Source organism: Arthrobacter oryzae, from assembly GCF_030812315.1.
GTDB classification, from domain to species: domain Bacteria; phylum Actinomycetota; class Actinomycetes; order Actinomycetales; family Micrococcaceae; genus Arthrobacter; species Arthrobacter oryzae_B.
On the sequence record NZ_JAUSSM010000014.1, the window covers coordinates 56,503 to 71,868 of the forward strand.

A 15,366-nucleotide genomic window follows, 5' to 3' on the forward strand; every position below is an offset into this window, starting at 1 on the left:
CTCCCCTATGAACGGTTGGTGGCTGAGCTGAAGAATCTGGTGCCAAAAGACGGGCGGCCGGCTGCCTGCCCGGCGCGGACAGGGCTCCGGAAGGAGGACTCCCCGTAGGTGAATGTTCCGCCGACGGCCGTTGCCAGGACCCGGAGGGCGGTAATGTCCGGGGCGGTCAGCGGTGAGCCGGACAGGACGGTGAAGTCCGCCAGCTTTCCGGGCGTCAGTGTGCCTTTTGCGTGGGCGGTGCCGGTGGCTGCCGCCGCCCCGGCGGTATAGGCTGCCAGGGCCTGGCGGGGGCTCAGCCGCTCGTCCGGGTTTCCGAATACGCTGCCGGATGAGGTGCGCCGGTCCACGAAGGCCTGCATTCCGCGGAGCACGTTGCCGTCCGCCACGGGGCGGTCGGAGCTGCCGGCGAGGGTCACGCCGGCAGCCAGGAACGACGCCGCGCGGTAGGCCCAGCCATGCCGATCCGGTCCCAGCGAGGCAGTCATGCCGTCCCCGCCTTCGGCGAAGAAGCTCGCCTGCGGAGTGACGGCGATTCCGGCATCAGCGAGCCGCTGCACCTGGTCAGGCCTGGTGACCGATGCGTGCTCGATCCGGTTGGGCAGGGCACGCGGCCCGTATTTGCCGGCGCAGTCAGCGATGATGCCGATCGCCAGATCAACGGCGCGGTCGCCGATGGCGTGCGCGGCGATGGACCAGCCCGCAGCGTAGGCGGCCTCGATCCGGTTCCGCAGCGCGTCGGGATCGCCTTGGAAATATCCTGTGTTGCCGGTGTTGTCCGTGTGGCCGTGGCTGCAATACTCCTCACTGACGGCCGCGGTTTCGCCCAGCAGCGAGCCGTCCAGGAACACCTTGGCCGGGCCGAGGGACAGATACTCATTCCCGAAGCCACTGGCCATGCCCAGGTCCAGGCCAGCCGCGGCCGGATCACCATGTCCGTCCAGCGGGCGGAGCACGTCCAGGACGGGCATGAGCTGGGCCCGGGCATGCAGCCTGCCGTTGGCCACGGCGCGCTGGTAGGCGGCCAGTTCAACGGGGCTGTGGCCGATCCAGCCGCCGCCGATCCCGGCCTCGGTGAAACTGGTGATACCTTCCGACGCGTAGTGCCGGGTGGCCCGGTCCAGCGCGTTTTCGATGGCCTCGAGGGAGTACGGCAGGATCAGGTCCTGGATCAGCTGCTGCGCCGTCTCCTGGAGCAGCCCGGTGGGAAGGCCGCCGGCATCACGGACCACCACACCGCCGTCGGGATCGGGGAACGACGCCGATTCGGCGCCTGCCAGCCGCAGCGCGGCGGTATTGACCACAGCCATGTGGCCGCTGTTGTGCCGGATGAACAGCGGCCGGTCACCGGTGATCCGGTCAAGCACCGCAATGTCAGGGAACCCGCCGCCGTGCTGCGTCTGGCTGAAGCCGGTAGCCATAAGCCAGCCGGCCTGCTTGCCGACCGCCATGTCCGCCGCCAACAGCGCGTACAACTGGTCCAGGCCGCGGGCGCCGGAGACGTCCACTTCGCCCAGGCCAAGCCCGAACCAGGTGGTGTGGCAGTGGGCGTCGATGAACCCGGGCGTCACCGTGGCACCGTCAAGGTCCAGGACCTCGGCCGAGTCCAGTCCGTCCAGCTCGTCATCGAGGCCGACGATGCGGCCCTGCCAGATTCCCAGCGACGTGGCGTGCGGGCGGCGGTCATCCATGGTGATGATGTCCGCGTTGCGCAGCAGCAGATCGAGTTTCATGGGGTTCCTGGGTTAGCGGTGGGAGGTGGTGACGGACTTGATGCGGGTGTAGTCCTCGAGCCCGAAGACGGACAGGTCCTTGCCTGTTCCGGAGTGCTTGAACCCTCCGTGCGGGGCCTCGGCCGGGATCACCTGGTGGCAGTTGATCCAGACGGCGCCGAAGTCCAGTTCGTTGGACACCCTGGTCACCAGGCCGTGGTTGTTGGACCAGACGCTGGAGGCGAGCGCGTACTTGGTGCCGTTGGCCAGCTCCAGGGCTTCTTCCTCGGAGCGGAAGGGCTGCACTGTGACCACGGGACCGAAGATCTCGTCGCACACCACCTCGTCGCTCTGGAAAACGCCGTCGATCACGGTGGGTTCGAAGTGGAAGCCGGCGCCCGTCCGCTTGCCGCCGGCGAGGACCTTGGCGTTCGCCGGCAGCCGGGACATAAAGCCCTCCACCCGGTCCAGCTGGGCGGCGCTGTTCAGCGGCCCGAGGTCGGCTGCGTCGCCGCCCACGGTCAGGGCCGAGGCGGCAGCGGCGAGCGCTGCGCCGAATTCGGCGTGGATGGACTCCTCGACGAGGACGCGGGTCACGGCGGTGCAGTCCTGCCCGGCGTTGAAGAAGGCACCCAGCGCGATCTCCTTGGCAGTCAGTTCAATGTCGACGTCGGCAAAAACGATGGCCGGCGCCTTGCCGCCAAGTTCCAGGTGGACGTCCTTGAGCGTCTTCGAAGCCGCGGACATGACCTGGGCGCCGGCCCGGGTGGAGCCGGTGATGGAGACCATTTCGGGAATCTCGTGGTCCACCATGGCCGCACCGGTGCCGCGTCCGCCGCAGATGATGTTGACGACGCCGGCAGGGTAGGCCTCCTGGGCCAGCTCGCCCAGGATCACGGTGGACCAGGGGGTGGTGTCGGCCGGCTTGAGGACCAGGGTGTTCCCGGCGGCCAGGGCCGGACCGATCTTCCAAATGGCCATCATGAACGGGTAGTTCCACGGGGTGATCTGGGCAACCACCCCGAGCGGCTCCCGTCGGACGGTCGAGGAGAACCCGCTGACGTACTCGGTCTGCGCCGTGCCGGAAACCACCCGGCAGGCACCGGCAAAGAAGCGCAGCTGGTCTGCGCCCCGGAGGATCTCGATCTCGCGGGTGACCGCCTTCGGCTTGCCGGTGCAGGCCACTTCCGCCCCGAGCAGCCGGTCCGCGTTGGCCTCGATGAGGTCCGCGAGCTTGAGCATCATGGCCTGGCGCTCGGCCGGGGTGGTCCGCTTGTAGCTCTTGAAGGCGGTGTGGGCGGCCTGGAAGGCGCGGTCAACCGTGGCGGCATCGCTGTCCGGGGCTGTGCCCAGCTGTACGCCGGTGGCGGGGTCGAAGAACGGCAGCGTGGCCGGGGCGTCAACGGCCTGGCCGTTGATGGTGTTGTTCAGCGTGATCATGGAATGCTCCGGTCAGTTGCTGGCGGTCTTGGGTGAACGGGTGGCGGAGTCCTGCGGCAGGTGCAGGACGGCGGGGAGCCCGGAGTCGACAGCGCGGCGGAAGGCGGCAGCGAAGTCCTCGGCCTTGTCCACGCGTTCCCCGTAGCCGCCGTAGGAACGGGCCAGGGCGGCGAAGTCCGGGTTGGTCATGTGTGTGCCGGACGGGCGGCCCGGGTAGTGGCCTTCCTGGTGTTCGCGGATGGTGGCGAAGATGCCGTTGTCCACCACCAGGACAATGAACCTGCCGCCGTGCCCCATGGCCGTGGCCAGTTCCTGGCCGTTCATCAGGAAGCAGCCGTCGCCGGCAACAGAGATGACCTGCCGGCCAGGATAGGCCAGCGAGGCAGCCACGGCCGCCGGGATCCCCATGCCCATCGCGCCGTTGCGCGGCGCCGCCAGGGAGTTTGCCGAGTTGTGCTTCAAGTAGCGGGCCGGCCACAGCGTATGGTTCCCGGCCCCGTAAGTGATGACGGCGTCGTCGTCCATTTCCTGCTTGAGGATTTCCATCACGACGGCGAGGTCCACCCCCGTGCCTCCGTCCGGCTGTGCGGTGGAGAACTTTTCGTAGTCGGCACGGGCCTCCGCCAGCCAGCCGGCGGCCGGCTGCACGGCGGAAGCCGTGGCGGCGAGCGCCCGGGAGAACGATGCCACGTGGGCAGGAATATGCTGGTCCAGCCGGCCGAAGTGGCCCAGCAGGTCGGCATCCAGGTTGACCACGACGGTGACTGCATCCAGGCCGCGTTTGTAGCCGTCCGAGAGAACGTCGGACCGGACGCAGCCCACGAAGACCAGGAGGTCGGCCTCGTCGAGGCGGCGGGCGTTGTCGTCGCTGCGGGCGTAGCCGAGGTAGCCGGCGTAGGCGTCGCTGTTGTGGGGAACGGCGTCGTAGGCGCGGAAGTCGGCCAGGACGGGCACTCCGTGGCGGGAGGCCCAGTCGGCCAGCGCCTCGGAGCTTTCCTGATCCCAGCCTTCGCCGCCCACCACGATCAGCGGCTTGCGTGCTGCTGCCAGGTGCTGCTCCAGGGCGGCCAGGTCCGGGGCTGCCGGTCCGGTCCGTGCAACGGACCGGGGCTCCACCGTGCCTGAGTCGATGGCGTGGACCAGGACGTCCTCAGGAAGGCCGATGACCACGGGACCCGGGCGGCCGCTGAGGGCCGTGAAGATCGCGTCGTCCACGACGCGGGCGGCGGACGCGGCGTCGTCGAGCGTCACCACTTTCTTGGCCGTGCTGCCGAACCAGGCGTTGATGTCGAATTCCTGGAAGGATTCGCGGCCGCGGTCCGCCACCGGGATGAGCCCCACGAAGAGGATCATCGGGGTGGCGTCCTGGTGCGCGGTGTGGATGGCGATGAAGGCATTGGCCGCACCGGGGCCGCGGGTCACCATGGCGACGCCGGGGCGTTCGGTGAGGCGGCCTTCGGCGAGGGCCATGAAGCCGGCGCCGCCTTCGTGCCGGGTCACCACGGTTTCAATGGAAGAGCCGTGGAGGCCGTCCAGCACGTCCAGGAAGCTTTCGCCCGGGACTCCGTAGACCCGCTGGATGCCGGCCCGTTCAAGCTGGGCAACAATGAGGTGCCCGGCGGTGGTTGCGGTGCTCAATGCTTCATTCCCTCTTCTTCGATGCTGAGTGCGGGCAGGAAAATACCGGACAGGGCCGTCATGACGGACACCACCAGCAGGATGATGGCGCCGGGCCAGAACGAGTTGCCGTTCGCCGCCACCAGGGCCGTGGCGATCAGGGGCACGAAGCCCGAGATGACTCCGGCGCCGTTGGAGGTGATGGCCACGCCGGTGTACCGGACCTTGGTGGCGAACAGCGCGGTGAGGGCCGTTCCGGACACTGCGTACGGGACTGACAGGGTGCACACGCCGACGATCATGGCGATGATGACCAGCGCAGGGTTTGCGGTGTCGATGGCCAGGAAGACCGGGACAGCCACGAGCGCGGAGGCCACGCCACCCCAGAGGATCACCTTGCTGGCGCCGTACTTCTCGCCCATCCGTCCGGCCCAGATGAGGACGAAGATCTCGAATACGGCTGCGAGGAGCGAACCGAACAGCAGGGTTTCGTACGGCATCTTGAGCACTTTGGTGCCGTAAAAAACCACAAAGCTGGTGATGAGGTAGAAGCCGCCGATGCCCAGCAGTGCAGAGCATCCGCCCACCAGGATCTGGCGCCAGCTCTTCGTCAGGACACCACGGATGGGTGCGTGTTCGGTCTCGCCGGACTCCATCAGCGCCTCGAACTCGGGCGATTCGCTGAGCTTGCTGCGGATCCACATGGAGATGGCCAGCAGCGGGATGGCCGCCACGAACGGGATGCGCCAGCCCCAGGCGTCGAAGTTGGTCTGGCCCACCAGGTAGAGCATCCCGAAGAAGCCGCCGGAGGACAGGATGGTGCCGATCGGGGAACCGATCTGCGGCAGCGCCGCGTAGCGTGCACGCTTGGCCACCGGGGCGTTCTCGACGGCGATGATCACCGCGCCGCTCCACTCGCCGCCCACTGCCAGGCCCTGCAGGATCCGCAGTGCCACCAGGATGATGGGGGCCGCTACCCCGATGGTCATGTAGTTCGGCAGGAGCCCGATCAGGCCGGTCACGACGCCGATTCCCACAATGGTGACCATGAGGATCTTCTTGCGTCCCACCTTGTCGCCCAAGGCGCCGAAGATGAACCCGCCGATGGGACGGGCCACGAAGCCCACAGCCAGGGTGGCGAAGGAGCTCATGGCGGCGACGAACGGATCAGCTGAAACGAAGTACTGCGCGTTGAAGACCAGCGCCGCGGCGGTAGTGAACAGGAAGAAGTCGTACCACTCCAGCGCCGTGCCCACGAGGGCCGCCAGGGCAACCTTCTTGGTGACCCGTTCGTCGATAACGCGTGGCGTCTGCGGACCCACTGTGGTGGTGGCGTTGCTTGCGCTGCTTGCCATGATTACTCCAAGGAAATGTGACTGGACGGAAAAGTGACTGGCGTCGCCCGGGCCCCGTTGCCAGAATCTGGTGCGGGCCTGTGATTGGGCTCACCTGTGTGCTTCATTCCATTTTGCCAGTAGGTTTTGCCAAAAAAACTAGCATTGCACCACGTAAACAAGCCCATAGAATGTGAAAATGCACAATTTTGAATCCCCCGGGGGTGCCGTCCGCTGGGTCGAGCTGGTGGACCAGCTCGAAGACAGGCTGGACAAGCTGGCCCAGACCTTCACGGCCCAGGTCCGGCAAATCCCGGAATACGGCGAGAGCCAGGTCACCGTGCCGGAAATCCGGGACACCGCGCGGGAGACCTTCCGCCGGCTCATCCACGGTCTTCGCGGCGGCCAGGCGGACAATGGCCGGGACGGGCTGCTCGCCTTCGCATCGGACCTTGGCTCCAAGCGGGCCCGTGCCGGGATTCCGCCCGAATCCCTGACCTCTGCGGTGCGGCTGGACTTCAGCATCCTGTGGGCGGAACTGCTGGAGATCGCGGCCCCGGACGACGCCGGACTGCTGGCTTCCCGGGTGGACCAGGTGTGGCGCGTGGTGGACGGATTCGCCACCCGGACGCACATGAGCTACCTCACTGAGCGCGTCCGGATGGCCCAGGAGGAGTCCAGCATCCAGCGCGAATTCATCGCCAGGCTGTTCAACCAGAGCACCCTGTCCGCCGAAACGTCCTCACAGGTGGGCTCGGCCCTGGGCATCAGCCCCGATTCCTGGTGCGGACTCGTGGCCGCCAGCGGCGAAGCGGGGACCCGGCTCCGTGCTGCGTCGGCGCAGTTCGGCTCGGGACTGCAGCTCCGGCACAGGCTCTTCCTGCACGAATCAGGAGGAACCACCTACCTGTTCTGGCCCCTCCCGGCGCCGCGGACGGCGCCTCGGGCAGCCGCCGCCCCGGACCAGCCGCTGCCGCCCGCGCTGGCGGACATTCCCTGCGGCTTCGTTCCGGAAGTGCACGGGCTGCGCGCCCTTCCCGCCGCGGCCCGCACGGCGGAGAGCCTTGCAGCCCTGCTCCGACCAAACGACGCAGGTCCGCTGTCGGCGGATGCCGCCTGGGCCCGGCTGGCGAACCAGAACCTGCAGGACGCCGGCCTGGACCTTACCGCCCAGGTGGAGGAGGCGCTGGAGGAATGCCGCGGCGGGGAACGCGAACGGCTCATGGAGACCGTCCGGCATTTCCTGTCCACCGGGAACATCACCGCCACGGCCGAGCAGCTCTTCTGCCACCGGAACACCATCCTGAACCGGCTCAACCGCTTCCAGGAACTGACCGGCATCGATCTCACCGTGCCGTCAAAGGCGGCCCGGCTGGTGGTGGCCTGGGCCTGAGCCTGGCCATGGCCTGAGTCTGGCCATGGCATGGGCCTGTGCCTGGACCTAAGCGGCCGCCGTATGCCGCCGCCGGCTGCTGCCCGGCGGCGCTGTTGTGTGTTTCCACATTCCTAGTGCTTTTTTGATGGTATTTCTGCCATTGAGGTGTGATCCACTACACACAAGAGTTGTACCTACCTTGCATCGGACGCTCGTCCCCGCACCCCCATCTGGAGATACTGATGGCTCAAATGGTAGAAACAACCACCGCCGCAACAGCCCGGCTCGACCTCGCCAAAATGCGCAAGATTGCCCTCGCCAGCGTTATCGGCACCACCGTGGAGTGGTACGACCTCTTCGTTTTCGGAACAGCGTCCGCTCTCGTTTTCAACAAGATCTTCTTCCCGAGCTTCGACCCCATCGTGGGCACCATGCTCGCCTTCGGCACCTTCGCTTCGGCCTACATTGCCCGCATGGTGGGCGCAATCATCTTCGGCCACTTCGGCGACCGGCTGGGCCGCAAATCCATGCTCCTCATCTCGCTGCTGACCATGGGCGCCGCCACCTTCGCCATCGGCCTGCTGCCGGACTACAACAGCATCGGCATCATGGCGCCCCTGCTGCTGCTCTTCCTCCGCGTCATCCAGGGCCTGGCCCTCGGCGGCGAATGGGGCGGTGCTGTCCTGATGACCGTGGAACACGCCCCGGCGGACCGGCGCGGCTTCTACGGTTCCCTGGTCCAGGTGGGCGTGCCCGCCGGAACCCTCATCGCCAACGTGGCCTTCCTGATTGTGGCCTCGAGCGTCAGCACCGAAGCCCTCCTCAGCTGGGGCTGGCGAATTCCGTTCCTGGCCTCCGCGCTGCTTGTGGCAGTGGGCATCTACATCCGGCTCCACATCGAAGAGACCCCGTCCTTCCAGGCTGTCAAGGACGCCGGCGCCAAAGCCAAGCTGCCCTTCGCAGCCCTGATGGCCAAGTACTGGAAGCAGGTCATCCTCGGCGGCGTCGCCACGCTGTCCACGGGCAGCACGTTCACCCTGCTCGTGGCCTCCGGCGTCTCCTACGGCAAGAAGGAACTGGGCCACTCCGAGGCCCTCATGCTCTGGGTTGTGCTGGCCGCCTGTGCCCTGTGCTTTGTCCTGATCCCCTTCTTCGGCCAGCTCTCCGACAAGTACGGCCGCAAGCCGATCATCTACGCCGGCGTAGTCGCCGAGGCAGCCCTGGCCTTCCCGATGTTCTGGCTCATGGACACCAAGTCCGTGCCGCTGCTGTTCGTCGCCTACCTCGCCATGATGACGGCCTTCGCCGCCAACTACGGGCCCATCGCCACGTTCCTCGCGGAGCTGTTCGGCTCCAAGGTCCGCTACTCGGGCCTTTCAGTGGCCTACATGCTGTCCGGCCTCCTCGGCAGCGCCGCAACACCGTTCATCACCACGTGGCTGCTCGGCGTGACGCACCAGAGCTCCTCCATCGCCTGGTACATCATGGCCGCCGCCCTGGTATCCCTCGGTGCGCTGTTCATCCTGACCGAAACCCGGCACGGCAACATTGACGCCATGGACACGGCACCCGCTGAGGCCGGCCAGGCGGTGACCGCCAAGTGACTGCCGCACCCCTGACTTCAACGGCTGACGGCGTCACGGTGGTTCCGTCCGATGCCGGCACCGTGCGCCGGATAGCCGAAATCCCCGGCGGAGCGGCCGCCGTCGGGCCCTTTTCCCAAGCGGTGGTGGCGAACGGGTTTGTGTTCACCGCCGGCCAGATCCCTGCGGTCAGCGGCCTGGGAGATCAGCCGGAATCGTTTGCCGACCAGGTGCGCCAGACCATCCGGAACCTGGAGTCGGTGCTGAAAGCTGCCGGGTCGGGTCTTGAACACGTGGTCAAAGTGAACACGTACCTCACCGACCCCGGCCAGCTCGAGGAGTACAACCGCGTGTACGTGGAGTTCTTCGGCGCCGCCAAGCCTGCCCGCACGTCCGTCTGCGTCAGCCTGTGGGGCGTGTCGCTGGAAATCGAGTGCGTGGCTGTGGTTCCGTCCGTGATTCCGTCCGGGGCCGCGGCTGAGGTGGCTCCGTGAGCGCCACCGGTGTCCAAGACGCGGCTGCAGGGTTCGCTGACAGGCTGGCGGAGAGGCTCGATGGCGTCAGCTACCCCACCATCGGCCACTTCCTGGAGGACGGTTTCCTGGACCCGGCCATTCAGTCCCTGCTCGACGGCGTCAAGGTGGCCGGCCCGGCGGTAACGGTCCGGATCGCCGGGAACGACGCCTTCGCCATGAACCGTGCCCTGCTGGCGCTGCACCCGGGCGCGGTGCTGGTGGTGGACATGTCCGGTGACCACCGGCATGCCCCCGTCGGCGCGGTCACGGCAGCCGCGGCCACGGCACAGGGCGCCGCGGGAGTTGTGGTCGACGGCGTCGCCACGGACATCCTGGAGCTCCGGGCCACCGGCCTTCCGGTGTTCTCCCGCGGAACCTCGTGCCTCACCACCAAGCGGATTCACCACGAAACGTCCGCCGTCAACGTCCCCGTGATGTGCGGCGGCGTCGAGGTCCATCCCGGCGACTGGGTGCTGGGTGACGACAACGGCGTCATCGTGCTTTCCCCGTCGGTCCTTGCGGGCGTTCTGGACCAGGCACTGGCCTCCGATGCCGCCGAACCTGCCCTCCTGGCCAGGATCGCGGCAGGGGAACCACTCGAATCCGTCCTCCCGGTGTGAAGGTCCGGCGCGGGGTTCGGGCAGGGATGCGGTAGAACTTAACCATGAACGTGCGCACTCCTGACCCGAATCCCGGCTGGCTGTCCGATGAGGACCTCTTTGAAGCCCGGGGCCGGCTTCCCATGGTTTATGTGGAAGCCGTACCCGTCCGCCTTGATCCCCTGGGGTTCGTGAACGAAGTGGGTACGCTGCTGCAGGCCGACGAGGACGGCACCATGGTCCGCTCCCTCGTGTCCGGCCGCGTCCTCTACCGCGAGACCATCCGCGCGGCCCTGCTCCGCCACATGGAGAAGGACCTGGGCCCGTTGGCGTTCCCGCAGCTGCCCATCAGCCCGGTGCCGTTCACGGTGGCTGAATACTTCCCGGCGCCGTCCCACACCGGATTCACCGACGACCGCCAGCATGCTGTTTCGCTGGCTTACATCATCCCGGTCACGGGCGAATGCGAACCCCGCCAGGATGCCCTCGAGCTCACCTGGATGACTCCCGAGGAGGTCCTGAGCCCGGACGTCCAGCTGGAATTCAGCGGTGGCCGCGGCGCCCTCGTCCGGCAGGCACTCGCGTTCGCCGGCGTGGGCAGCTAGGCAGACGGCATCACCTTTAACTGGCGGTGGGCCAGGAGTCCTGCGGGGACGCTCGAAGGAACCCGGGCGTCCCCGACTTCGGGCGGGCCCCTTAGTAGACTGTAGGGCGGACCGCAAGAGAACTTAAGGACTCCCGATGACCCACCCCCCAGCCGCCCAGCACTACAGTGAGCTCCAGGCTGGCTCTCTGCAGACCGGCCACCTCCTGCTCCTTCCCGACGGCGAACGGTCCGCCGAAATCCAGAGCGTGCTCGTGGAGAACGACGATTTCGGAACAGCGGCCGTGGTCCTCGCAACCCTCACCGGCGGCGGGATCCTCCGCATCGCGGCCGGTTCCACGGTTCTGGTGGCTTTGCCCGGCGCTGCCACTTCCGGTGACAACACCGGAGACTCCCGTTCCGCCGCGGACACCGGTTCCGGGGAGTCCGACGCCGCCACCCCGGTTCAGGCCGTTGAGCCTCCCGCCGCCCGGGCAGACTCCGCCGGGGCGGAGCCAGCCCCGGCGGCTCCCGCCGTCGTCGTGCCTCCCCGCCCGGCCACAACGCCGGCGGCCGCGGCCGCCGGTCCGGGCGAGGATGAACTGGCGCTGATCCCGGAACCCTCGGGAACACCGGAGTCGGTGGTCGCGGCCGCCGCGGCAGTGCACCCGGACGCTCTGGGCGTGATGCTGCTGAGCGACCGGCTGGCCAAGGGCATCAACACCAAATCCGGAAGCTGCCTCAAGGACCTCAGCGACCTGGCCCATGAACTGTTTGTCACCCTCAAGGATGCGGAGGGCGCCCTGGCCGTCGCGGACCTGCTCAACGTGCTGCCCTTCGACGGCAACCCGGGCCGGTGGACGTCCGTCGAGGCGGCGCTGGCCCTGTCGAGCTACATTTGCCGGCAGACGGGAAAAGAGGACCGTGCCGAGGTGTACGAAAAGCTCCTCCGCGCCCCCGATGCGATGGAAACGGACCCGTTCAAGGCCCGCATCAACGCCAAGATCCGGCAGCGCTCCCTGAACGAACCCAACCTGTACGACAAGGAAATCTTCCGGGCGATCGACAATTCGAACCCGGACGCCGAACGAGAGTGGCGGCTACTGCGGCTTGAGGCACTGATGTTCCTGCGGGCGCACGGCGGCTCGGAAACCATCGGGTTGAAGGAGCTGGAGCGCCGGATCGCCAACGAACTGGAGTCCGTCCGGGCCTGAGGCGAGGCCCCACCCGTTTGGCCCTACCCCGGGGGCGCCGGGCGTTGTAGATTCACCCCATGACGAACAAACTGAGCGTTGTGATTAATTCCGATGCGCAGCAGGTTTGGACAATGCTGCGTGAACCGGCCAAGGTTGCCCAGTGGCACGGCTGGGAGGCCGACGACCTGGCGGCCGAAATCAACGAAATCTATTTCAAGGACACCGTAGTTGAAGGCCCCGACCACACCAGCCTCACCGTGGACGGCGGGGATGAGTTCGCCCTGAAGCCCGTTTCCACCGGCACCCAGGTCAGTGTGACGCGGGCAGCCCTGGACCACAATTCCGAGTGGGCCGCCTGGGACGAGGACATCACCCAAAGCTGGCTGACTTTCCTCCAGCAGCTCCGCTTCGCCCTGGAACACCACCCGCACGGCAAGCGCCGCACGGCCTTCTTTTCGGTTCCGGGCGGCGACGGCTCCGCGATCGACAAGCTGGGCCTCCGGGACGTCCCCGCGCCCGGCGAACCGTACTCGCTGGCACTCGCCACCGGCGAGAAGATCTCGGGCAAGGTCTGGTACCGCACCAACCACCAGGTGGGGCTTACCGTGCACAGCTACGCCGAACACGGCGACGGCCTGCTGATCGTTGCCGACCAGCCGCCCATCGCTGAGGTCAGGCCCGACGGCGGGTCCATGGTGATCGTGTCCACCTACGATCTGGGGGCCCACCGGCTGGAGGAAATCCGTAGCAGCTGGGACAGTTGGCGGGCTGAGAACTACCCCACATCGGACCCCGTGCACTAACGGCCGGCTAAGTTTCGCCACCGGAAGCTGGCACACTTGAACCGTGCCAGCCAATACTGAACCTTCGCTCTCACTCGAGCCGGGGGCCGCAGCCCTGCAGTCCGAGTTTTCCTTTGCCGTGGGCAAGCGCCTGAGTGAGACATGCTCGCCGACGCCGGACCAGGTGGCCGGCAACGGCGGGGAGTTCCTGGGCCGCACCGGCACCATCAGCACCCCGCACGGCGAGATCCAGACCCCGGCCTTCATTGCCGTCGGCACCAAGGCCACAGTGAAATCAGTGTTGCCCGAGTCCATCGCCGAACTGGGCGCGCAGGCGGTGCTGGCCAACGCCTACCACTTGTACCTCCAGCCGGGGGCGGACATCCTGGACGAAGCGGGCGGGCTGGGCGCCTTCATGAACTGGTCCGGGCCCACCTTCACGGACTCGGGCGGCTTCCAGGTGATGAGCCTGGGCTCCGGCTTCAAGAAGGTCATCGACATGAAGACTGTGCCGGTGGCGGATACCGCCCTCCCCGATGATGCCGTGGCGCCGGGCAAGGAGCGGCTGGCGCACGTGGATGAGGAAGGGGTGTGGTTCAAGAGCCACCTCAACGGCGACCGGCACCGTTTCAGCCCCGAAATCTCCATGAACGTCCAGCACCAGATCGGCGCGGACATTATGTTCGCCTTCGATGAGCTGACCACACTGCAGAACTCCCGCGGCTACCAGGAGGAGTCGCTGGAACGCACCCGCCGCTGGGCCGAACGCTGCATCACCGAGCACTTCAGGCTGACCTCCGAGCGGGTGGGCAAGCCGTACCAGGCGCTGTTCGGCGTGATCCAGGGCGCGCAGTACGAGGACCTCCGCCGCAAGGCCTGCCGGGACCTGGGCGGCATGAACTTCGACGGCTTCGGCATCGGCGGGGCGCTCGAGAAGGAGAACCTGGGCACCATCGTTCGCTGGTGCAACGAGGAGCTGCCGGAGAACAAGCCGCGGCACCTGCTGGGCATCTCCGAACCGGACGACATCTTCACCGCAATCGAAAACGGCGCGGACACCTTCGACTGCGTCTCCCCCACCCGGGTGGCCCGCAACTCTGCGTTCTACACACCGGACGGACGGTTCAACCTGTCCGGCGCCAAGTACAAGCGAGACTTCGGCCCGCTGCAGGAAGGCTGCGACTGCTACGCCTGCCTGAACTACTCGCGGGCCTACATCCACCACCTGTTCAAGGCCAAAGAGATGGTCTCGGCCACGCTGATCTCCATCCACAACGAGCGCTTTGTGGTGAAGATGGTGGACGACGCCCGGCTGGCCATCGAAGCCGGCAACTTCTTCGAGTTCAAGGCCGAGACCCTGGGCCGCTACTACCCCTAGGCCAAGGCCCGCCCCGGCTCCGCTCCCGGTTCCGCTCCCCACCGTCGCCGAAGTCGCCGGAAACGTGCGGGTTCGCCGGAAGTTTACGGCGTCCACGCAGGTTTCCGGCGACTTCGAGTTTTCCACGTAACGACGGCGGGGCCTCCCGGGAAGTCTCGGGGCAGCCGAAGCTGGTCCCATGCCGCACAACAACACCCCTGCACTCCCGACGGCTGGCAACCTCTGGCGGACCAGCTCATGGACCTCGGATTCGGCTCACGGTCCATCAGGGCCCTGCTGGATTCGGGTTCCCTTGTCCGACTGCGCTACGGCTGCTATCTCCGCGCCAGTGTGTGGAATGCCCAATCGGCTCGCGTCCGGAGCCGGCGGTTGATTTACGCGCATGCGCACGGAACACGCACGACGTCGACCGGCGCCTTCGTCTACAGCCACACGTCCGCCGCACGCCTGCACAGCCTCTATCTCTGGAACGTGGATGACGTCGTCCATATTCTGCAGGGCGTGCGCCCGTCGAGTGAACGCCACGGCAAGGATGTGCAGTGCCATACGCGCACCTTCTCCGACCGCGAGGTGACTGTACCGGGCGGCCTGCGAACCACCTCGTTGGAAAGGACCGCCGCGGACTGTGCCATGATGCTGACCTACCGGCAAGCTCTCATAGTGATGGACCATGCGCTGCGCCTCGGTGCGGACCGGTCATTGCTGCAGGAGATGGCAGATTCCTTGGGCGGGCGGCGTGGTATCCGGACCTTCCGTCGAGCACTTGCCACAGCCGACCCCCGATCCGAATCCCCCGGCGAAACGCTGACGCGGGAACTGATCCTGCGCCTGAAGATCAGGCCGCCCGTGCCGCAGGTTGAGGTCACGAGCAGGGTCGGGAGGCATCGACTGGACTTCGCCTGGAAGGAGGAGCAGGTCGCGCTCGAATTTGATGGCAAGGCTAAGTACTTCGATTTCCAGCCCACTGACGAGGTGCTCTTCCAGGAACGCCTCCGCGAAAAAGCCTTGACCGAGGACGGATGGCTCTTCGTGCGGGTCGAGTGGAAGGACCTGTTCCGGGAACAGGAATTCAAGACCCGTGTGCTCCGTGCCTTGGCCAGCCACCCTCGAATGCGCTGAGTCGCCGACCCGTTCCCCGAGTTCGCCGGAAGCCCGCGAATTCGCCGGAACCTCGGAATGAATCAAGCTGTTTGTGACAGCTGGTTGGTTTTGTAGTTGATGCCGGCGTGGGCCGGGGCGGCTGGTGCGGTGGGTT

General features: G+C 66.9%; 13 protein-coding genes. 9 read left to right on the plus strand and 4 right to left on the minus strand.

The features are described 5' to 3' along the window. Positions 1-5: 5 nt before the first annotated feature. Genes J2S97_RS20955 through J2S97_RS20970 form a run of 4 tightly spaced genes read right to left on the minus strand, consistent with a single transcriptional unit; the run spans position 6 to position 6,121 of the window. Positions 6-1,730: an amidohydrolase gene (locus J2S97_RS20955; RefSeq protein ID WP_307051865.1), complete on the minus strand. Its 1,725-nt coding sequence runs from the start codon at positions 1,728-1,730 to the stop codon at positions 6-8. 12 nt (positions 1,731-1,742) lie between these two features. Beyond that, positions 1,743-3,149 (minus strand): gamma-aminobutyraldehyde dehydrogenase, encoded by a 1,407-nt coding sequence (locus J2S97_RS20960; protein WP_307051866.1) that lies wholly within the window; start codon positions 3,147-3,149, stop codon positions 1,743-1,745. Between the two features lie 12 nt (positions 3,150-3,161). Beyond that, complete coding sequence (locus tag J2S97_RS20965) at positions 3,162-4,787, minus strand: thiamine pyrophosphate-dependent enzyme (protein WP_307051867.1); 1,626 nt, start codon at positions 4,785-4,787, stop codon at positions 3,162-3,164. Next, positions 4,784-6,121 carry an MFS transporter gene (locus tag J2S97_RS20970; RefSeq protein ID WP_307051868.1) on the minus strand — a complete coding sequence of 446 codons (1,338 nt, stop codon included), beginning with the start codon at positions 6,119-6,121 and terminating at the stop codon, positions 4,784-4,786. The genes J2S97_RS20965 and J2S97_RS20970 overlap by 4 nt, the downstream gene beginning before the upstream one ends. A 178-nt stretch (positions 6,122-6,299) precedes the next feature. Between J2S97_RS20970 and J2S97_RS20975 the strand changes: the two genes are divergently transcribed. The 9 genes from J2S97_RS20975 to J2S97_RS21015 all read left to right on the plus strand — a co-directional run bounded on the left by J2S97_RS20975 (position 6,300) and on the right by J2S97_RS21015 (position 15,230). Further along, complete coding sequence (locus J2S97_RS20975; RefSeq protein WP_307051869.1) at positions 6,300-7,493, plus strand: PucR family transcriptional regulator; 1,194 nt, start codon at positions 6,300-6,302, stop codon at positions 7,491-7,493. A 224-nt stretch (positions 7,494-7,717) separates the two neighbouring features. Beyond that, positions 7,718-9,079, plus strand: coding sequence for an MFS transporter (locus J2S97_RS20980; RefSeq protein ID WP_307051870.1), 1,362 nt, complete (start codon positions 7,718-7,720; stop codon positions 9,077-9,079). Beyond that, entirely contained in the window at positions 9,076-9,552 is a 477-nt protein-coding gene (locus J2S97_RS20985) for a RidA family protein (protein WP_307051871.1), read from the plus strand. The genes J2S97_RS20980 and J2S97_RS20985 overlap by 4 nt, the downstream gene beginning before the upstream one ends. Beyond that, entirely contained in the window at positions 9,549-10,193 is a 645-nt protein-coding gene (locus J2S97_RS20990) for an RraA family protein (RefSeq protein WP_307051872.1), read from the plus strand. Before J2S97_RS20985 ends, J2S97_RS20990 begins: the two co-directional genes overlap by 4 nt. Positions 10,194-10,237: 44 nt before the next feature. Continuing rightward, entirely contained in the window at positions 10,238-10,777 is a 540-nt protein-coding gene (locus J2S97_RS20995; protein WP_028271117.1) for an NUDIX hydrolase family protein, read from the plus strand. Positions 10,778-10,913: 136 nt separating this feature from the next. After that, on the plus strand, positions 10,914-11,969 hold the full coding sequence (locus J2S97_RS21000; protein WP_307051873.1) for a DUF6707 family protein: 1,056 nt from the start codon (positions 10,914-10,916) through the stop codon (positions 11,967-11,969). A gap of 59 nt (positions 11,970-12,028) precedes the next feature. Then, on the plus strand, positions 12,029-12,754 hold the full coding sequence (locus tag J2S97_RS21005; protein WP_307051874.1) for an SRPBCC domain-containing protein: 726 nt from the start codon (positions 12,029-12,031) through the stop codon (positions 12,752-12,754). A gap of 43 nt (positions 12,755-12,797) precedes the next feature. Continuing rightward, entirely contained in the window at positions 12,798-14,111 is a 1,314-nt protein-coding gene (gene tgt / locus J2S97_RS21010) for a tRNA guanosine(34) transglycosylase Tgt (RefSeq protein WP_307051875.1), read from the plus strand. A gap of 237 nt (positions 14,112-14,348) precedes the next feature. Continuing rightward, entirely contained in the window at positions 14,349-15,230 is an 882-nt protein-coding gene (locus tag J2S97_RS21015) for a hypothetical protein (RefSeq protein WP_373460610.1), read from the plus strand. Positions 15,231-15,366: the final 136 nt, after the last annotated feature.